The organism is [Clostridium] clostridioforme AGR2157 (assembly GCF_000424325.1).
GTDB lineage: Bacteria > Bacillota > Clostridia > Lachnospirales > Lachnospiraceae > Enterocloster > Enterocloster clostridioformis_A.
The window spans coordinates 83,417-103,902 of record NZ_AUJR01000013.1 but is presented as its reverse complement, the minus strand read 5'-3'; the positions used below and the strand labels follow the sequence as shown (position 1 = coordinate 103,902).

The 20,486-nt window shown below is 51.3% G+C and carries 16 protein-coding genes, 3 tRNA genes, 1 rRNA gene and 1 pseudogene; 20 read left to right on the top strand and 1 reads right to left on the bottom strand.

Going from position 1 to position 20,486, the window contains the following annotated elements:
* From G614_RS0108060 to G614_RS0108010, 11 genes and pseudogenes are all read left to right on the top strand, one after another.
* Positions 1-340 (top strand): 23S ribosomal RNA (locus G614_RS0108060); the annotation flags it as partial.
* Positions 341-509: 169 nt separating this feature from the next.
* Positions 510-582: transfer RNA gene (locus tag G614_RS0108055), tRNA-Asn, on the top strand.
* A gap of 20 nt (positions 583-602) precedes the next feature.
* A tRNA-Glu gene (locus G614_RS0108050) sits at positions 603-674 on the top strand.
* A 15-nt stretch (positions 675-689) separates the two neighbouring features.
* Positions 690-760 (top strand) — tRNA-Cys (locus G614_RS0108045).
* 354 nt (positions 761-1,114) lie between these two features.
* Positions 1,115-1,729 (top strand): hypothetical protein, encoded by a 615-nt coding sequence (locus G614_RS0108035; protein WP_027641563.1) that lies wholly within the window; start codon positions 1,115-1,117, stop codon positions 1,727-1,729.
* A 153-nt stretch (positions 1,730-1,882) separates the two neighbouring features.
* The gene (locus tag G614_RS0108030; RefSeq protein ID WP_027641562.1) at positions 1,883-3,520 is read left to right on the top strand and encodes an ABC-F family ATP-binding cassette domain-containing protein; all 1,638 of its coding nucleotides are present in this window, start codon (positions 1,883-1,885) and stop codon (positions 3,518-3,520) included.
* 144 nt (positions 3,521-3,664) lie between these two features.
* Entirely contained in the window at positions 3,665-4,150 is a 486-nt protein-coding gene (locus G614_RS0108025) for an S-ribosylhomocysteine lyase (RefSeq protein WP_027641561.1), read from the top strand.
* A 78-nt stretch (positions 4,151-4,228) separates the two neighbouring features.
* Positions 4,229-4,984, top strand: a complete 756-nt coding sequence (locus tag G614_RS0108020; RefSeq protein ID WP_027641560.1) for an exodeoxyribonuclease III — start codon at positions 4,229-4,231, stop codon at positions 4,982-4,984.
* 1 nt (position 4,985) lies between these two features.
* A pseudogene (locus G614_RS0108015) lies at positions 4,986-5,141 on the top strand (ATP-binding cassette domain-containing protein); the annotation flags it as partial.
* The gene (locus G614_RS35005) at positions 5,132-5,269 is read left to right on the top strand and encodes an ATP-binding cassette domain-containing protein (RefSeq protein WP_420341524.1); all 138 of its coding nucleotides are present in this window, start codon (positions 5,132-5,134) and stop codon (positions 5,267-5,269) included. The pseudogene G614_RS0108015 and the gene G614_RS35005, both read left to right, overlap by 10 nt.
* A gap of 140 nt (positions 5,270-5,409) precedes the next feature.
* A complete protein-coding gene (locus tag G614_RS0108010; RefSeq protein WP_027641558.1) occupies positions 5,410-7,269 on the top strand; it encodes an ABC-F family ATP-binding cassette domain-containing protein in 1,860 nt (619 codons plus the stop codon).
* Between the two features lie 156 nt (positions 7,270-7,425).
* Here G614_RS0108010 and G614_RS0108005 read toward each other — a convergent pair whose 3' ends face one another.
* Positions 7,426-7,665, bottom strand: coding sequence for a hypothetical protein (locus G614_RS0108005; protein ID WP_027641557.1), 240 nt, complete (start codon positions 7,663-7,665; stop codon positions 7,426-7,428).
* A gap of 217 nt (positions 7,666-7,882) precedes the next feature.
* Between G614_RS0108005 and G614_RS32565 the strand changes: the two genes are divergently transcribed.
* The 9 genes from G614_RS32565 (at position 7,883) to G614_RS0107960 (ending at position 20,476) form a co-directional block, all read left to right on the top strand.
* Positions 7,883-8,122: a DUF6262 family protein gene (locus tag G614_RS32565; protein ID WP_080664492.1), complete on the top strand. Its 240-nt coding sequence runs from the start codon at positions 7,883-7,885 to the stop codon at positions 8,120-8,122.
* 85 nt (positions 8,123-8,207) lie between these two features.
* Positions 8,208-8,522, top strand: a complete 315-nt coding sequence (locus tag G614_RS0107995) for an ABC transporter C-terminal domain-containing protein (RefSeq protein ID WP_242828032.1) — start codon at positions 8,208-8,210, stop codon at positions 8,520-8,522.
* 26 nt (positions 8,523-8,548) lie between these two features.
* Positions 8,549-10,576 (top strand): alpha-amylase, encoded by a 2,028-nt coding sequence (locus G614_RS0107990; protein ID WP_027641555.1) that lies wholly within the window; start codon positions 8,549-8,551, stop codon positions 10,574-10,576.
* 79 nt (positions 10,577-10,655) lie between these two features.
* Entirely contained in the window at positions 10,656-11,633 is a 978-nt protein-coding gene (locus G614_RS0107985; RefSeq protein WP_027641554.1) for a M20/M25/M40 family metallo-hydrolase, read from the top strand.
* Between the two features lie 218 nt (positions 11,634-11,851).
* Positions 11,852-14,608: a cation-translocating P-type ATPase gene (locus tag G614_RS0107980; RefSeq protein ID WP_027641553.1), complete on the top strand. Its 2,757-nt coding sequence runs from the start codon at positions 11,852-11,854 to the stop codon at positions 14,606-14,608.
* 119 nt (positions 14,609-14,727) lie between these two features.
* Complete coding sequence (locus G614_RS0107975) at positions 14,728-15,624, top strand: fumarylacetoacetate hydrolase family protein (RefSeq protein WP_027641552.1); 897 nt, start codon at positions 14,728-14,730, stop codon at positions 15,622-15,624.
* A gap of 16 nt (positions 15,625-15,640) precedes the next feature.
* Positions 15,641-16,105, top strand: coding sequence for a methylglyoxal synthase (locus G614_RS0107970; protein WP_002586797.1), 465 nt, complete (start codon positions 15,641-15,643; stop codon positions 16,103-16,105).
* 69 nt (positions 16,106-16,174) lie between these two features.
* Complete coding sequence (gene glgB, locus G614_RS0107965) at positions 16,175-18,763, top strand: 1,4-alpha-glucan branching protein GlgB (protein ID WP_027641551.1); 2,589 nt, start codon at positions 16,175-16,177, stop codon at positions 18,761-18,763.
* A 210-nt stretch (positions 18,764-18,973) separates the two neighbouring features.
* Positions 18,974-20,476, top strand: coding sequence for a sensor histidine kinase (locus tag G614_RS0107960; protein ID WP_027641550.1), 1,503 nt, complete (start codon positions 18,974-18,976; stop codon positions 20,474-20,476).
* The last annotated feature ends 10 nt before the right edge of the window (positions 20,477-20,486 follow it).

Here is a 20,486-nt window from a genome sequence, read left to right as displayed (position 1 = left end):
CATTAAAGCGGTACGCGAGCTGGGTTCAGAACGTCGTGAGACAGTTCGGTCCCTATCCGGCGCGGGCGCAGGATATCTGAGAGGAGCTGTCCTTAGTACGAGAGGACCGGGATGGACAGACCGCTGGTGTACCTGTTGGCCTACCAAGGCCATGGCAGGGTAGCCAAGTCTGGACGGGATAAACGCTGAAGGCATCTAAGCGTGAAGCCCCCCTCAAGATGAGATATCCCATCGCGAAAGCGAGTAAGACCCCTTGAAGACGACGAGGTAGATAGGTTAGAGGTGGAAGTGCAGTAATGTACGGAGCTGACTAATACTAATCGGTCGAGGGCTTATCCAAAAGGTTAAGGGAAGAAAAGGTTTGTGGAACAATCGGAATTCAATATGCGGTTTTGAAGGTATGTATTACCTGCATAAATAATGCAGGTTTTTCATATAATATCTTCAAAAGGTACTTGATGAATTTTTTATTATAATGTATAATAAGGAATCGGAGAGCATCAACCTATTCCTCGATAGCTCAGTCGGTAGAGCACGCGGCTGTTAACCGCGCTGTCGTAGGTTCAAGTCCTACTCGGGGAGTTTTTAATTTATATATGCAAGGCCCCATGGTCAAGCGGTTAAGACATCGCCCTTTCACGGCGGTAACAGGGGTCCGAATCCCCTTGGGGTCATTTATAGGTTAATATGGCGACGTAGCCAAGCGGTAAGGCACGGGTCTGCAACACCCTTATCACCGGTCCGATTCCGGTCGTCGCCTCTCAGAAAGAACCACGGATATGTGGTTCTTTTTATTATAGCTTTAGTGGTGTAGCAAGGGGTAATTATAGCATCTGGTACTGGCGTTACAAGAAAGTTTTTCCCAAGGAAGTTTGGGCTAAGGAAGTCCAGGGTATACTTTTAAAAAAGGAAGGAACTGCCATGGAACTGTCGTCCACAGCCAGACGTCTTGTCATACTCCTGTGTCTTCGGCATCTGCCGGGGATTCTGGGCATGAGATTGTCCGGGGTACTGGTTATGATACCGGAAAAATTAAGGGAATCTTTATTGAAATTAACAGGATATGATGGTAAGCTTCATAGGTAATCTGATATAAGATGGGAGGATTCGTAATATGAAGAGACATTCATTAATTATAACAGCTGCCGTTCTGGCTGCGGCAATGGTACTGGGAACCGGCTGTGCCAGGAAACCGGCAGTGGAGACATCAGAGACAGTTACCAGCCAGGCTTCCACTGAGGAGACCACCAAAGCGCCGGAGACCACGGAGCAGGCGGCTGTGGCAAAGGAAGTATACCATATGCTTCAGGGAACCGTCACAAAGGTGTCAGAGGACGGCTCGGTGTTCACCCTTCAGGCGGACGACGGCAAGGACTATGATATCAGTCAGTCGGACATCCGGGATGTGGAGGTGGAGATTGAGGAGGATGTTCAGATAGCCATTGCATATATTGGGGAGCCCCTGGGCAAGCTGGAGGACGTGACCCTGGTGGTGGCTCTTCCGGAACAGGAGGAGTGGAGTATCCTTACGGAGAAAGGCACCACCACGTCTAACGCGATGAGCAGCTTTACCATGAAGACAGACGACGGCCAGGAGTTAAGCTTTCTAAAGGATAACTGCCCCATAGAGGAAGGGGCCCTGGCAGGCGACAGCGGGGATAAGGTGACCGTGACCTATGTGAATTCCCAGGGAGTAAACTATCCGGTGGAGATCAAAGGAACGAAATAGACGGGCTGCCGCCACAATTTTGCGAAAAACCCTTGCAAAATAAGTGTTTTCCCTGTACAATCTGATATTGAGTAAACAGCGTGAGAGGGGCCGTACATGACCCCTCTTTTACTAGAAATAACAACAGAACAGATTAAGAGAAAGGTAACGAACATGATTAGTACAAGCAACATATCTCTTCGCGTGGGCAAGAAGGCATTGTTTGAGGATGTGAATATTAAATTCACCGAGGGCAACTGCTATGGACTCATCGGCGCAAACGGTGCCGGAAAGTCCACATTCCTTAAGATCCTGTCAGGCCAGTTGGAGCCTACCAGCGGCGATGTCATCATTACCCCCGGACAGAGGCTGTCCTTCCTGCAGCAGGACCACTTTAAGTATGACCAGTACACGGTCCTGGATACGGTCATCATGGGCAATAAGAGACTGTATGAGATAATGAAGGAAAAGGAAGCCATCTACATGAAGGAGGACTTCACGGACGAGGACGGCATCAAGGCCGCTGAGTTAGAGGGTGAATTCGCCAATATGAACGGATGGGAGGCAGAGTCAGATGCTGAAAGCCTTTTAAACGGACTTGGTATTGAGCCGGAGCTGCACTATGCTCAGATGGGCTCCCTTCTGGGCGCCCAGAAGGTTAAGGTACTGTTGGCCCAGGCCCTGTTCGGCAACCCGGACATCCTGCTTCTGGATGAGCCTACCAACCACCTGGACCTGGATGCCATTGCGTGGCTGGAGGAGTTTTTGATTAACTTTGAGAACACAGTTATCGTGGTATCCCATGACCGTTATTTCCTGAATAAGGTCTGCACCCAGATAGCTGATATTGACTATGGGAAAATCCAGCTGTTCGCAGGAAACTACGATTTCTGGGTAGAGTCCAGCCAGCTGATTGTCAAGCAGATGAAGGAAGCCAACCGCAAGAAGGAAGAGAAGATTAAGGAGCTGCAGGAATTCATCCAGCGCTTCTCCGCCAATGCTTCCAAGTCCAAGCAGGCCACTTCCCGTAAGCGCGCCCTTGAGAAGATTGAGCTGGACGACATCCGTCCTTCCAGCCGCAAGTATCCGTACATTGATTTCCGCCCTTTCCGCGAGATTGGCAACGAGGTCCTGACCGTGGAGCACTTAAGCAAGACCATTGACGGCGAAAGGATACTGGACGATATCTCCTTCATCCTGGGCCGCGAGGACAAGGTTGCCCTGGTAGGACCAAATGAGCGGGCCAAGACCGTGCTCTTTAAGATTCTGTCCGGTGAGATGGAGCCGGATGAGGGAAGCTATAAGTGGGGCCTTACCACCTCACAGGCCTATTTCCCCAAGGACAACAGCGCCGAGTTTGACAACGACGACACCATCGTAGAGTGGCTGACCCAGTATTCCCCTGAGAAGGACGTAACCTATGTCCGCGGTTTCCTGGGTCGTATGCTGTTCGCCGGCGAGGACGGCGTGAAAAAGGTGAAGGTCCTTTCCGGAGGCGAGAAGGTGCGCTGCATGCTGTCCAAGATGATGATATCCGGGGCCAATGTGCTGATGCTGGATGAGCCTACGGACCACCTGGACATGGAGTCCATCGATGCTCTGAACCGCGGTATGATTAAGTTCCCGGGCGTGATGATTTTCTCCTCCCGTGACCACCAGATTGTGCAGACCACTGCAAACCGTATCATGGAAATCATCAACGGCAGGCTGGTTGATAAGATTACCACCTACGACGAGTACCTTGAAAGCGACGAGATGGCACGTAAGAGATTTACCTTCACACTGACTGAGAGTGAAGAGGCAGATGATTAATATAGTGGCAGTGACAGGGCGGCAGGATGGATAAATCCTGCCCCTTTTCAGTCGTTCTGAAAGGGGATGTAAGGTTGAGAAAAGCAGAGGCATGTGCCAAAATTCTGAACGAATATTATGGAACGTATTGAGAGGAGAACAGACATGGAAAAGATTACAAGTTTTACCATTGACCATAATAAGCTGCAGCCTGGAATCTATGTATCCAGGAAGGACCAGGTGGAAGGAGGAATTGTGACCACCTTCGACCTGCGGATGACCTCGCCCAATGAGGAGCCGGTGATGAACACCGCGGAAATGCATACCATTGAGCATCTGGGGGCAACCTTTTTAAGGAATCATGGTACCTTTGGCAAAAGGTGCATTTATTTTGGCCCCATGGGGTGCAGGACCGGATTCTATCTGCTGCTGGCAGGGGACTACGAGTCCGCGGATATCCTGCCCCTGATGGTGGAGATGTATGAGTTCATCCGGGATTTTGAGGGGGAGGTGCCTGGGGCATCACCAAAGGACTGCGGCAATTATCTGGATATGAATTTGGGTATGGCCAGATTCCTGGCTGGGAAGTACCTGGATGTACTGTACCATGTGGACGAGTTTCCGGAATCCAGGCTTGTATATCCGGAGTAGACAGCCGTTTAAAAATGACACAGGAACATACCGGGAAACCTATTCCCGGACCATGTTCAGGAGAGGAGCCATAAAGAAATGACAAAGTTGATTTCGTGGAATGTAAACGGCCTCAGGGCCTGTGTGGGTAAGGGCTTCCTGGATTTTTTCAGGGAAGCGGACGCAGATGTATTTTGTATACAGGAAAGTAAACTTCAGGAGGGCCAGATTGAACTGGACCTGCCCGGTTATCACCAGTACTGGAACTATGCCCAAAAAAAGGGATATTCCGGCACAGCCATGTTCACAAAGGAGGAACCCCTGTCCGTGTCCTATGGCATCGGCATGGAGGAACACGATGCGGAGGGACGCGTGATTACGGCAGAGTTCCCTGAATATTATGTGGTAACCTGCTATACCCCCAATTCACAGGACGGCCTGGCAAGGCTGGATTACAGGATTAAATGGGAGAACGATTTCCTGGCATATCTTAAGAAACTGGAAGAAAACAAGCCGGTGGTATTCTGCGGGGATCTGAATGTGGCCCACAAGGAGATTGACCTTAAGAATCCTAAGACAAACAGGAAAAATGCCGGCTTCACCGATGAGGAGAGGGGAAAGTTCACAGACCTTCTGGCAGCAGGCTTTGTGGACACGTTCCGCTATTTCTATCCGGACCTGGAGGGGATATACTCCTGGTGGTCCTACCGTTTCAGCGCCAGGGCCAAGAATGCAGGGTGGCGTATCGACTATTTTTGTGTATCAGAAAGCCTTAAGGACAGACTGGTAAGCGCGTCCATCCACAATACGGTCATGGGTTCAGACCATTGTCCGGTGGAGCTGGTGATTGAATAAGAAGGGGGAGAAGATAGGTCTGATTGGCATCAACGGTACGGGCAAGTCCACTCTCCTTAAGATTGTTGCGGGCCTGGAAGATGCGGACAGCGGCAGCGTGGTAAGGGGCCGCAGCCTCTACATACGCTATCTGTCCCAGATTCCGGAATTCGCAGAGTCCCAAGCCTGTCAGGCGGGGAGAGGCGGAGGCTTTACCTGCTGCGAATCCTAATGGAGGCGCCCAGTGTGATACTGCTGGATGTAAACTCCAGCCCTCTAAATGAGTGTGTATCATGTATAGCGTGATATTAGAGGCGTAAGTAGGAACTATATACACAGAAATAAAGAAAAATGTAATAGCGTAGGGTAGAGGGTGGTCAAAGTAGATGACTGCTTTTTTAATTTATTGTATAATGGATAGAAAGATAAAAAGAAAGGCATAGTCGATGAATCTGATTAATATAGAGAACATAACAAAAGCGTATACAGAACGCAAATTATTTGAACATGCGTCGTTTTCTCTGCAGGACGGTGAGAAGGTCGGTGTAATTGGTATCAATGGAACAGGAAAGACGACGCTCCTGAAAATGCTGGCTGGGAAGGAGGAGCCGGATGAAGGAACGATTACAATCGCTAATCATGTAGTGATCCGATATTTGCCGCAGCACCCGGAATTCGACCCGGAAATGTCAAGCCTGGAGTGTGTGCTGTCTGGAAATGTGTCGGATGAGAACAGATGGACGATTGAGAGTGATGCAAAGGCAATGATGACACGTTTGGGAATCAGGGATTTTGAACAACCGGCAGGACAGCTTTCGGGAGGCCAGCGTAAGCGTTTGGCTTTGATTTCTGTATTATTATCGCCTGCGGATATCCTCCTGTTAGATGAGCCGACAAACCATCTGGATAATGATATGGCGGATTGGTTGGAGGATTACCTGAAAAAGTGGAGAGGAGCGCTGATTATGGTAACCCATGACAGATATTTCTTGGACAGTGTGACCGACCGGATTGTGGAGATTGACAAGGGTTCCATATACAGTTATCAAACGAATTATTCTGGTTTTCTGGAGTTAAAGACACAGCGTGAGGAAATGGAGGCTGCAAGCGAACGTAAACGCCAATCGATCCTGCGGGTTGAGTTAGAGTGGATTCGCCGGGGGGCAAGGGCGCGTTCTACAAAACAGAAGGCGCATATCCAGCGGTATGAAGAACTGAGGGACAGGCAGGCTCCAGTGCAGGACAGGGAGGTGGAGTTAAGCTCCATTTCTACAAGATTGGGAAAAACGACAGTAGAATTGGAACATATCTGTAAAAGTTATGGTGAAAGAAAGCTGATTGATGACTTCTCTTATATTTTCTTAAAAGGAGACAGGGTGGGATTTATAGGTCCAAACGGCTGCGGAAAATCTACATTGATGAAGATTATTGCTGGAATTATCGCGCAGGATTCTGGTCAGGTAATTGTCGGGCAGACAGTGAAGATGGGGTATTATGCCCAAGAGATTGCTTCAGAAAAACCAAAAGATGACAGCCGGGAAAGTGACATTGATTTTTCTTATATGAATCCGGAGCAGCGGGTCATTGATTATGTGAAGGACACTGCAGAGTATATTCAGACTGCAGATGGAGTATTGTCGGCATCTGCTATGTTGGAACGGTTTTTATTTCCACCGGAGAAACAGTATAGCCCGATTGGGAAATTATCCGGCGGAGAGAAAAAAAGGTTGAATTTACTGAGAGTCTTGAGTTCCTCTCCTAACCTGATCCTACTTGATGAACCTAGTAATAATCTCGATATAGCAACTTTGACGATTTTAGAGGACTACTTGGATCGTTATGAAGGAATTGTAGTTGCAATTTCCCATGACCGCTATTTTTTAGATCGTACCATGAAACGCATCTTTGCTTTTGAGGAAGGCGGCAAGCTGCGGCAGTATGAAGGTGGATATACAGATTATGCAATCCGAAAAGCTGCTGAGGAAGGTGCGGAACAGGAAACAAGGACTGGAACGGCAGTAAAAACGAATGCTCCTGCGGCTGAAAAAGGACAGCGTACCCGTGGACCGCAGAAGTTGAAGTTTACCTATAAAGAACAAAAGGACTACGAGACGATTGAAACTGATATGGCAGACTTGGAAGAGAGGATCGTAGCATTGGATAAAGATATCGAGGCATCTGCTCATGATTTTGTTAAGCTGAATCAACTCATGGCTGATAAAGAAGAATTGGAAACTGCCTTGGAGGAGAAGATGGAACGGTGGATGTATCTCGAAGAATTGGCGGCGAAGATTGCAGAGCAGTGATAGAATCATGGAAAGTCTGTTCCGGGAGGATTACCTAAGAGGAAATGGCGGAGAGGCATTCCCCATTGACCGGAAACGCCGCCGCAGACTGACAGAGAAAAAACGGTGTATCAGTCTGGCTTTACATGGCTGGAAAATCCCTGCCTGCCATTTACATTATAAAGACCGTAAAATGGCAGCAGCGCGCTGCCGTTTCCTCTTGCCCATTCCATATTCTTCCACAACTTTAAGAGCTTCGTCGGTCATTTCTTCGGACAGCATCTCCTCATATGCCGCCTGATTCTGTACATCGCGCACCGTTTCCGCAGGAACCGTCCCGCAATTCCCGGATACACAGCCGCTTGCTGCAACCAGCAGACCGAAACAGACCACCATTGTCATTCTGTACTTTCGCATGATAAGCCTCCCAGTTCATTCTGTGTGCCGCCAATTTAGCAGCGCCGCGAGGACACTTTCCTTGTTTTATCCGTCCTTGCCTATATTAACATTAAACTTTCTCAAAAGTCTACAAGTTCCTAAAAATTTCCTGCCTGCGGCATCATATTTTTTCCTGTACCTGTCCGGCATCAGCGTAATGACAACTGCCCAGGCAGCGCCTGCTCTGTAATAATGATTGTCGAGGGGATTTTTTTATAAGAATCCAGTTGTCCGCAAAGAAATCAGCCGGGCGTTGGAACAACAGGTCGAGATGCCTGATCCAAGAAGAAATATTCTGGATATGGCGATGAACAGCGAGATCGAGCTGCTCCGGCAGAAGAAGGAGGCACTGGAGGCAGAGAACAAGCGAAATAATATTTGCGTTAAACATAACATAATGATGGAAAAATTTGTGAGTTTACATTATAATGGATAAAGAATATGAAAACGGACAAAAAATCCAGTTGTGTATACCGTTGAGTCCAGCGTTTACAAGGGATTGCGGGGAAGGGATGGAGATTATGGACGAGCCCCGCGTTGTGAACCGGAATAACTGGAAGCAGGCGGAAGCCGAAAAGAAGCGCAAGCTTTCCTTTAAGGAACAGCGGAAATGGGAAACCATTGAGGCAGACATCGCAGATCTGGAACAGTCCATCGGGGATTTGGAACAGGAGATTGGAAAATCTGCCACCAACTATACCAGGCTCAATGAGCTGATGGAGGAAAAGTCCGCCAAGGAAGCACAGCTGGAGGAAAAAATGAAGCGCTGGATGTATATCGTGTTTATACAGTTCAGAATAGAAAATCCACTTGAGCTATTGATAATAAAGGAATGATTATCTTAGGAAAGGCGGTAACAGCGATGATGAAGGGATTCCGGATAGACAGGAATGATGGAAGGATATATGCGATGGGAGCGACTGCTGTCTCTGGAGGGGTGCATTTTTCTTTCTCCTCTAAGGGAGAGACCTGTGCCGTTATTTTATATAGGAAAGGTGCGAAAAGCCCCAAGGGGAGAATCGTGTTTCCGGTAAATGCCAGAACAGGAGATGTGTGGAGCATGACTGTGCTGGGAGATTTTTCCGGTCTGGAGTATGTGTACGAGGTGGACGGACAGCAGGTGCCGGACCCTTACGGGAGGAAGTTTACGGGGATGGAGCGCTGGGGAAGCCTCGCGCGTCTGGACAAGCCGGTGCGCACACCGGTGGATACAGAGGGGAGCGCGTACGACTGGGAGGATGACATCCTTCCATGCATCCCTTATGACCAGTGCGTGATTTACCACCTCCATCCCAGGGGATTTACCAAACATGTCTCGTCTGGCGTGGAAGGGGCCAGCCGGGGAACCTTTAAGGGCGTGGCGGATAAGATTCCCTATCTCAAGGACCTGGGAATCACCACTCTGGAGATGATGCCCCCGGTGGAGTTTGAGGAGTTAATCATCCCGGAGCGTGTGGACGGAAGCCCCTTTGCAGCTGAAAAACCGGACGGAAAGCTGAATTACTGGGGATATACCAGGGGGTATTATTTTGCGCCCAAGTGTGCCTACAGCAGCGGACCTGTGAGGCAGCCAGAACGGGAGTTTAAGGATATGGTGAAGGCCCTGCACAGGGCAGGACTGGAACTGGTCCTGGAATTGTTCTTTGACGGGAAGGAAGCGCCCTCCTATGTGCTGGATGCGGTCCGTTTCTGGGCTCAGGAATACCATGTGGACGGCGTCCGCCTGGTGGGCTATGCGCCAGTGAAGCTTTTGGGAGAGGACCCTTACCTCAGCAGGCTGAAGCTGTTCGCGCCCGGGTGGGACGGTGTGGAGCCGGGGCAGGTAAAGCATCTGGCAGAATATAATGACGGGTTCATGATGGATATGCGCAGCTTTCTGAAGGGGGACGAGGACCAGCTTAACCGCCTGGTATACCACATCCGGCATAATCCGCAGCAGGTGGGCGTTATCAACTACATGGCCAATACCAATGGCTTTACCCTGATGGACATGGTATCCTATGACACAAAGCACAATGAGGCCAACGGGGAGGATAACCGGGACGGAACAGACTACAACCAGTCCTGGAACTGCGGTGTGGAAGGCCCCAGCAGAAAGAAACGAATCATGCAGATGCGCAGGAAACAGATACGCAATGCCCTGCTCATGCTGTTTTTGAGCCAGGGAACCCCTCTGATCATGATGGGGGACGAATTTGGCCGTACCAAGAAGGGAAACAACAACTCCTACTGCCAGGACAACGATATATCATGGCTTAACTGGGGACTGTTAAACTCCAACAGCAGCATCCATGAATTTGTAAAGCATGTGATTCAATTCAGAAAGGAGCACTCAGTGTTCCATATGGAGAAGGAGCCGGCTCTGATGGATTACCGCTCCGTGGGTCTGCCGGACGTGTCCTACCACGGCCTTAAGACCTGGTGTCCCATGTTTGACCGTTTCCTCCGCCAGCTGGGCATATTATACTGCGGAAAATATGGTAAGAAGCCGGACGGAAGAGAGGACGATTACTTCTACGTTGCATTTAACATGCACTGGGAACCTCATGAGTTCGCCCTTCCCAACCTGCCAAAGGATTTTAAGTGGCATACAGCCTTTAATACGGACGAGGACCAGGTGAACGGCATGTATCCCCGGGGCGGTGAACCGGTTCTGGAGAACCAGAAGTCCATGATGATCATGGCAAGGACCATCGTGGTTCTCATGGGAAAGGAGGTTCCCGCACAGAAGAAAGCTTCCAGGGGAAAGGCAGCAGGAAAAGGGGAAAGAAAGGAAGAGGAAGCAAATGATACTGTCAGAGGAAATGATACGGTATATAGAGAACCACAGGCAGGAGGCTTACAGCCTTCTTCTGGAGCTGGCCAGGATACCGGCGCCCTCAAATCATGAGGAGAGGCGGGCTGAATTCTGTTCAGACTGGCTTAAAGCCCAGGGCGCCAGAGACGTATATATTGACCAGGCCCTTAATGTGGTGTATCCGGCGGATGTAAGGCAGGACAGGCCGGTGGAGGTGTTCATGGCCCATATGGATGTGGTGTTTTCCGATGAGAGCGAACTTCCCCTCAGGGTGGAGGATGGACGTATCTATTGTCCCGGCGTGGGGGACGACACAGCATGTCTGGTATGTCTTTTGCTGGCGGGGAAATATATAGCCGAGCATGTGGATTCCCCCCAGTGGAGGGAAATCCGCAGGGAGGATGCCCCCGGACTTCTGTTGGTGTGCAATGCAGGGGAAGAAGGGCTGGGAAACCTGAAGGGAGTGCGGAAAATCTGTGAGGACTTCGGTGACAGGATAGAGCGCTTTTGTACCTTTGACAGCTCTCTTTCCAGCATCGTGGACAGGGCGGTTGGTTCCAAGCGTTTCCGGGTAAGGGTCCGCACCCGGGGCGGTCATTCCTACGATGACTTTGGAAATGATAATGCCATTGCGGGACTGGCGTCCCTGGTGGGGAAGCTGTATGGAATCCGGGTGCCGGAGGGCGGAAAGACTACCTATAATGTAGGCATGATATCAGGAGGGACATCGGTCAATACCATTGCCCAGGAAGCCGAGATGCTGTATGAGTTCCGTTCCGACCGGAGGGAGAACCTGGAATATATGGAACGGCAGTTCATGGAGGTGTTTGACCGGGCAAAGGCAGAGGGGATGGATGTATCCTTTAAGGTCATCGGGGTCAGACCCTGCGAAGGGCAGGTGGACCCGGAACAAAAACAGGCCCTGACAGACTGGGCTCACAGGGTGGTGGAGGAGATGACCGGACAGGCGCCGGAGCACCACGCCGGTTCCACGGACTGCAACATCCCTCTGTCTTTGGGAATTCCAAGCGTGTGCGTGGGAAGCTTCCGTGGCGCAGGGGCCCACACCAGGGAAGAATATGTGGAGACAGATTCCCTGGAGGAAGGCTATAAGGTGGCATTCGGTATGATTTTCGGCAGCAGGGACTGATTTTAAAGGACAGGCTGTAAAGCTTTCTCCCCCCGGCTGAGTACGGCCGGTCATAATGATTCTTACTAATTCATAGATTTAGAGTGGGTACTCTTATGGAGTGCTCCCGGAACCAGCGTGCGCATGCGCTTCCGGGAGCATTTTTAGGTGCGATTGGTACAGGTGCGGTTTAGCGCAGGCCCATAAGAACCATGAATTCGGTAAGAGGGGAGAGACAGATGGCAGATTGGTTTGAACAGCCGGAGGCAGAGGTGTTGGCCGGACTGGACTCCGGCAGGCAGGGAATTGACAGCGGGGAAGCGGAGCAGCGTCTTAAGGAATATGGGGAAAATGTATTGGAGGAGGCCGGACGGCTCCAGTGGTGGCAGGTATTTCTTGCGCAGTTCAAGGACCTTTTGGTCATCATCCTCATCGGGGCAGCCGCAGTGTCCATGCTCACAGGGGATCCGGAGAGCGCCATGGTCATATTTGCGGTCCTGCTGCTAAATGCGGTGCTGGGAACTGTACAGCACCAGAAGGCGGAGAAATCCCTGGACAGCTTAAAACGGCTTTCCTCGCCTGAAGCCAGGGTCCTGCGGGACGGACGCAGCATGACCATACCGTCCGCCCTGGTGGTGCCGGGGGATATACTGCTTCTGGAGACCGGCGATATGGTGGCCGCGGACGGAAGACTGCTGGAAGTGTACGGGCTGACCGTCAATGAGAGCTCCCTTACAGGGGAATCCCTGGGGGTGGAGAAACACACCGGAGCGGTGAAGGCACGGGAGGGAACCGTGGCATTGGCCGACAGGACCAACATGGTATTTTCCGGCTCCCTGGTGACTTCAGGCCGCGCCGTGGCAGTGGTTACAGCCACGGGAATGAACACGGAAATCGGAAAAATAGCCGTCCTGATGAACGGCACCAAGGAACAGAAGACTCCGCTTCAGGTGAGCCTGGACCGGTTCTCCGGCCATCTGGCCATTGCCATCATCGCCATCTGCGGCCTGGTGTTTTTGCTCAGCCTGTACCGCCGGGAACCGGTGCTGGATGCCCTGATGTTTGCCGTGGCTCTGGCCGTGGCGGCCATACCCGAGGCACTGAGCTCCATCGTCACCATTGTCCAGGCCATGGGCACCCAGAAGATGGCCAGGGAACAGGCTATCATAAAAGATCTGAAGGCGGTGGAGAGCCTGGGATGCGTCTCCGTGATCTGTTCTGATAAGACAGGAACTCTGACCCAGAACCGCATGGATGTGGAGCAGGTGTATATCAACCATACGCAGCAGCAGCCGTCATGGCTGGAAAATGAAACAAGAAGGAACGATGTCAGGCTCCTGCTTATGGCTGCGGTTCTTAATAACAACGCCTCCGGCCAGGATGGGGACCCTATGGAGACAGCGCTGTTCAACATGGCCAGGGAGGCGGGGCTTATCCCGGAACAGGTCCGGCTCCAGAGTCCGAGAAAGGGGGAGATTCCCTTTGACTCCCGCCGCAAGCTCATGACTACCATAAATGAGATAGAAGGCCGCGATATCGTCTTTGTCAAGGGGGCTGTGGATGTGCTGCTCAAGAAATGCACCCGCCTGGCCAATCCGGCAGCCGGTCAGAGGACAGGGGCAGCCGGTCAGAGGACAGGAGCATCCGACCAGAGGACAGAGGCAGCCGACCAGGGGACAGAGGCAGCCATACCCAGCCGGACCTTGTCGTCCTCGGACCGCCAGAGGATATTGGACCAGAACAGCCGCTGGTCTGCCAGGGGACTCCGGGTCCTGGCCTTTGCATGCCGTCCTTTAAATGAGGAAGGAAAGGAGCACGGTAATTCCGGCTTTGCCGGGACGAAAGCAGGAAACAGCCAGGAACGCTCATCCCTGTCAGGCAGGCTGGAGGATAATCTGGTGTTTCTGGGCCTCACTGCCATGATGGACCCGCCCAGGCCGGAATCACGCCAGGCAGTGGCCAGTGCCAGGCAGGCCGGCATACGTCCTGTGATGATTACAGGGGACCACAAAGTGACTGCCATGTCCATAGCAGAGCGGATCGGCATCTTTGCGCCGGGAAACATGGCGGTGACAGGGGCTGAGCTGGACAGCATGGAAGAGGAGGCTTTGAACCGGAGCCTGGAGCACATTTCAGTCTATGCCAGGGTGTCGCCGGAGCACAAGATACGCATTGTGAAGGCATGGCAGAACCGGGGACACATCGTGGCAATGACCGGAGACGGCGTCAATGACGCCCCGGCCCTTAAGAAGGCTGATATCGGCGTGGCCATGGGCCTCACGGGAACCGAGGTGTCCAAGGATGCGGCATCCATGATATTGGCGGACGACAACTTTGCCACCATCATAAAGGCGGTTTCCAATGGCAGGAATGTATACAGGAACATAAAGAATTCCATCCAGTTCCTCCTGTCGGGAAACATGGCAGGGATTTTCTGCGTATTATATACATCTCTGCTGTCCCTGCCGCTGCCCTTTAAGCCGGTGCATCTGCTGTTCATCAACCTTATAACGGACTCCCTGCCGGCCATAGCCATAGGAATGGAGCCCCCGGAGGAAGGGCTGTTAAAGGAGCCGCCCAGAAATCCAAAGGAGGGCATCCTCACTGCTTCCTTTATACGGGATATCCTGGTCCAGGGAGCCCTGATTGCGGCAGCCACCATGTGGGCCTATACCACCGGACTTCATGAGGGCGGTGCGGGAAGGGCCTGTACCATGGCATTTTCCACTCTCACCCTGGCCCGGCTGTTCCACGGATTCAACTGCCGGAGCAGCCATTCCATCATACGTCTGGGGCTGGGAAGCAACCTGTACAGTGTCATGGCGTTCCAGCTGGGCGTGGTTCTGCTGGCAGCAGTGCTCTTTGTGCCGGGTCTGCAAATCATGTTTGCCGCAGCCGACTTAAGCCTGAGCCAGCTTACCACCCTGGCGGCGGCCGCTTTCCTGCCTACCCTGGTAATCCAGATACATAAGATACTCCGGGAATCCATTTATTAGGCAGAAGGACCCTAATCGGGGGAAGGGCAATTTCTGAAATAATGGCAAAATCGTAGAAAAATTCGGAAAAATGTGGTAGAGTAAACATGAGATACACATGGTATGAGCAGGAGGGCATTATGAGACTAGTTACATATGAAATCGAACACAAATCCGGACTTGGAGTCATCAGCAGGGACGGAAGCTGGGTCTATCCCCTTGATACCCTGGATATGGATTATAAGACCATGCAGGAGCTGATAGAGAACATCAGCGATTCGGAGAAGCAGCTGCTGGAATATGCGTCCGGCCAGGACCCGTATAAAATCAGGGGGGCTGCCCCTATTGGGGAGGTAAGCCTTTTAGCCCCGATTCCCCACCCGCGGCAGGATGTTATCTGCCTGGGAATCAATTACATGGCTCACGCAGAGGAATCGGCCAGATTTAAGAAGGAGGCCTTTGACGGGGAAAGACCCTATGCCATCTATTTTTCCAAACGGGTGAACCGGGCCACGGATCCCGGGGCAGGCATCCCCAGCCACAGAGATATTGTATCGGATTTGGATTACGAGGCAGAGCTGGCAGTAATCATCGGCCGCGAGGCATCCCGTATCAGGGAGGAAGATGTAAAGGACTATATATTCGGATATACCATCATCAATGATGTCAGCGCCAGAACCCTGCAGACACGGCATAAGCAGTGGTATTTCGGCAAGGGGCTGGACGGCTTTTTGCCCATGGGACCATGCATAGCCACTGTGGATGAATTGTCCTATCCGCCCAAAGTACAGGTACAGTCCAGGGTGAACGGCGAGCTTCGCCAGGACAGCAATACGGAACTGCTCATATTTGATATCAGCCACATTGTAAGCGAACTCTCCCAGGGCATGACCTTAATGCCCGGAACCATTATTGCCACCGGAACCCCGGCAGGAGTGGGCATGGGCTTTGACCCGCCTAAATTCCTGGTTCCGGGAGATGTGGTGGAGTGTACCATAGAAGGGATAGGAACCATCGCCAACAAAGTGACAGACTGAAAGGAGACAGATGAAAATGGATTATTTACCTATGACAATACGCAAACAAAAGAACATTGCCCTGATTGCCCACGACCAGAAGAAACGGGAACTGATACAGTGGTGCGGGGAGCATAAGGATATACTGTCCAAGCATTTCCTGTGCGGGACCGGCACAACGGCCCGTATGATTACGGATGCAACCAACCTGCCTGTAAAGGGGTATAACAGCGGCCCCTTAGGCGGAGACCAGCAGATTGGGGCCAAGATTGTGGAGGGAAAAATTGATTTTGTGATTTTCTTTTCCGATCCGCTGACAGCGCAGCCCCATGATCCGGACGTTAAGGCTCTGTTAAGGATTGCCCAGGTCTATGACATCCCCATTGCAAATAACAAGGCCAGCGCGGATTTCATGATTACTTCTCCCCTTATGGATGAAGAATACGAGCATGATGTGGTTAATTTCAGACAGAATATTGCTGACAGGGCAAATACCCTTTAGGAGTAGGATATACAGCAGGCGTGCTGATATCAGACCGGAGAATAAATAAACTTACAAGGGGGCAAATATATGGAACAGAAATTATATGATTTGATGGATTGGGCAGGGATTGAAGAACTGGTGTATTCGGAGGCATCCAATCCCCATGCCATGCTGGGACCTCATCTGACAGAGGAGGGACTTCTGATTCAGGCGCTGGTACCCACTGCGGCTGAAATCAGTGTGAAGATTTCCTCGACCGGGAAGAAGTATCCCATGGAGCTGGCGGACGAGGCGGGTTTTTTCGCGGCGCTGATACCACGCAAGAGCAAAACGCCCTATACCCTGGTGGTCACCTATGACAACGGGGTGACGGAGGAACTCCATGATCCCTATTCATTTGCTCCCCAGTACCGGGAAGAAGACTTAAAGAAATTTGCAGCGGGGATCCACTATACGATTTATGAGAAGATGGGCGCCCATCCCATGACCATTGACGGGGTATCCGGCGTGTACTTTTCCGTGTGGGCGCCATGCGCCATGCGTGTCAGCGTGGTGGGGGATTTCAACCTTTGGGATGGAAGACGCCATCAGATGCGCCGCCTGGGAGAAGGGGACGGCAGTGTGTTCGAGCTGTTTATTCCCGGCCTGTATGAAGGTGAGATATATAAGTATGAGATAAAGACAAGGGCAGGGGAGCCCATGCTGAAGGCAGACCCCTATGCAAACTATGCAGAGCTGCGTCCCAACAACGCGTCTATTGTATGGGATATTGATAAATACAAATGGAACGACAAGTCATGGATGGCTCAGAGGGCAAAGACAGATACAAAGGACAAGCCCATGAACATATATGAGGTCCATCTGGGCTCCTGGATCCGCAAGGAGACGGTCAAGGATGAGGACGGACAGGACCTGGTGGGTTCCGAATTCTATAATTACCGCGAGCTGGCCGCAAGGCTGGCGGAATACGTAAAGGACATGGGATACACCCATGTGGAGCTCATGCCTGTGATGGAGCATCCTCTGGATGAGTCCTGGGGCTATCAGGTTACAGGGTACTATGCTCCAACCAGCCGTTACGGCGCTCCTGAGGATTTCATGTACTTTATGGACTATATGCACGGACAGGGAATCGGCGTCATACTTGACTGGGTACCGGCCCATTTCCCCAGGGATGCCTATGGAATGGCTGCGTTTGACGGCACCTGCGTCTATGAGCATATGGACCCCAGGAAGGGATCCCATCCCCATTGGGGCACCCTGATATACAATTACGGCCGTCCTGGCGTGTCCAATTTCCTGATTGCCAATGCGCTGTTCTGGGCGGACAAGTATCATGCGGACGGAATCAGGATGGATGCGGTTGCTTCCATGCTCTATCTGGACTATGGGAAGAATGACGGCGAATGGGTGCCCAACATATATGGCGGCAATGAGAATCTGGAGGCAATGGAGTTCCTGAAGCATCTGAATTCCGTATTCAAGGGCCGAAAGGACGGCACGGTCATCATCGCGGAGGAGTCCACTGCATGGCCAATGATTACAGGCGATCCAAAAGAGGGCGGCCTGGGATTTAATTATAAGTGGAATATGGGCTGGATGAATGATTTCACCAACTACATGAGATGCGACCCCCTTTTCAGGAAAAACAATTATGGGGAGCTGACATTTTCCATGCTGTATGCCTACAGTGAGGACTTTGTGCTGGTATTCTCACACGATGAGGTGGTTCACGGCAAGGGTTCCATGATTGGCAAGATGCCGGGTGAAACCCTGGAAAAGAAGGCCGAGAACCTGAGGGCTGCCTATGCCTTTATGATGGGACATCCCGGAAAGAAGCTGCTGTTCATGGGTCAGGAATACGCCCAGGTGGCAGAATGGAATGAGGGCGCGTCCCTGGAGTGGGGACTGTTGGAGTATCCCGTTCACAAGAACATGCAGAATTATGTGAAGGCGCTTAACAGGCTGTACCGTGAGCACCCGGCCCTGTATGAGATGGATTATGATCCCGATGGTTTTGAGTGGATTAATTGCAGCTATCAGAATGAGAGCATGATTATATTCCTGCGAAAAAGCAGGAAGAATGAGGAAACCCTTCTCTTTATCTGCAATTTTGATAACATGGAGCACGAGAAATTCCGTGTGGGCGTTCCCTTCCACGGCAAGTATAAGGAGATATTCAACACCGATGCCAGGGACTTTGGCGGGGAAGGCAGGATCAACGGGCGTGCCAAGACATCCCGGAAGCTGGAATGGGATGAGAAGGACGATTCCATTGAAGTCTATATACCGCCAATGAGTGTCAGCATCTACACATGCACACAGGTGGAAGAGAACGTAAAACCTGACGCAAAGAAGCCTGGGGTTAAAAAAGCAGCAGATAAAAAGCAGAAGCAGATAAGCACGTCCAAGGAAGCCCAGAAGCGGATAGGCACATCCAAGGAAGCCCAGAAGCAGATAGGCACATCCAAGGTAGCTCAGAAGCAGATAGGGACATCCAAGGAGGAGCAGAAGCAGATAGGCACATCCAAGAAGAAGCAGGAGCAGATAGGCACGTCCAAAGAAAAACAGAAACAGATTAGCACGTCAAAAAAGGGCCAGAAGCAGATCGGGACAACTAAGAAGAACCAGAGGCAGATAACCGCTTCAAAAACCGAAGATAGCGAAACAGAATAGGTGATTGGGAATAACTGGAGCGCAAGGCCGGGGGCTTTGCGCTCCCTGTTATTATATGGTATAATGGCGAAAGACACTGACCGGGCCGTGGGCATTCCCGGAGGGATGGCATGGTGAAGGACGTATGATACGATTACGCAGAGCGCAGACTCAACAAACAGCCGGAAGAAGGCAGGTTTCAGACACATTCTGGTGCGATTGGGGTGGGGTATGTTTTCTTATATTAAAAATCAGTGGCTTTCAATATCGTTGAAAAAAAAGCTGGGTGCATTTTCCGTCGTTGTCATTTTGGTGATGGGTCTGTCCATTGCCTTTAATATGCTGGTCATGAATTTCTCCCTGGAGAGTTTTAACGTGATACTCAATGACAATTCCCTCTGCTATGATGTGCAGGAGTCCATGGAGCAGGAAGCGGATGCCTTTGAACTCTATGTGAGGGAGCGGTCCTGGGAGAATGCAAAGCAATACAGGCTGGCCTGTTTTAAGACGGAGAGCAGTATAGACGCCCTGCCCTTTGACTATGATGTCATTGGACCAGAGCGGTATGCCAGGACGTGGAATATTAAGAATGGCTATGAAGGCTACCAGTATTTCCGGGACCAGGTCCTTCACATGGACCAGTCGGATGACGGATTTGTGATGCAATTGTACAGGGTATATGGAATGCAGGGTTATCTGCAGACTTATGCCAGAAGGCTGATGCAGTCCACCCTGAAGGAGGGAAAGCGCAGCTATCAGGAAAAGGTCCCTCTCCTCTATGACCTTCCCTACATGATTATGGCCTGTTCCGTCCTGATGATTATTACGGTCATCTGCCTGACCAAGCTTCTGTCCAATACCCTGATTGCCCCTATGGTAAAGCTGGCCCACAGTTCCAGGGAGATAGCCAGAAATGATTTCGGGGGCGAGGACCTGGTGGTGGAGAACCGGGATGAGATGGGAGAGCTGGTCCAGGCATTTAATAAGATGAAACATGCCACAGAGGGGTATATCAATACCCTGAAGGAGAAAAATGAGATGGCGGAGCGCCTTCATAAGGAGGAGGTGGAGCGTATCGAGATGGAGAAACGTCTGGACGCAGCCCGCCTGGAACTTCTTAAGAGCCAGATTAATCCGCATTTCCTGTTTAATACTCTGAATATGATATCCTGCATGGCAAAACTGGAGGAAGCCCAGACAACTGAGCGGATGATATCCAGCCTGGGAAATCTCTTCCGCTATAATCTTAAGACCTCAGAGCAGATTGTGCCTCTGGACCAGGAGCTTAAGGTGGTGCAGGACTATATGTACATACAGCAGATGCGTTTTGGCAGCCGTATCAGTCATGACTTCCGGCTGGAGGTGGACGGCAGCGAGACTATGATACCGGCCTTTACCCTTCAGCCGCTGGTGGAAAATGCCATCATACACGGCATAGCCAGGAAGGAAGAGGGGGGACGGATATTTTTAAGGATATGGAAACAGAAGGATAAGATAGTCATTTCCCTGGCTGACACCGGCGTTGGTATGGATAAAGAGACGCTGAAACGGCTTATGGATGCACTTAATGGGCATCGGACAGCCAGGGTGGGCATTGGGCTGGGGAATATATATCAGAGGATTAAATCCATGTATGAGGAGGGGGATTTGAGAATCTACAGCAGTGCAGGCAAGGGGACCGTGGTACAGATTATCCTGCCTGCCGCCCGGGAAGAGGACTATCAGAAGATTTAGGGGGGAGCCA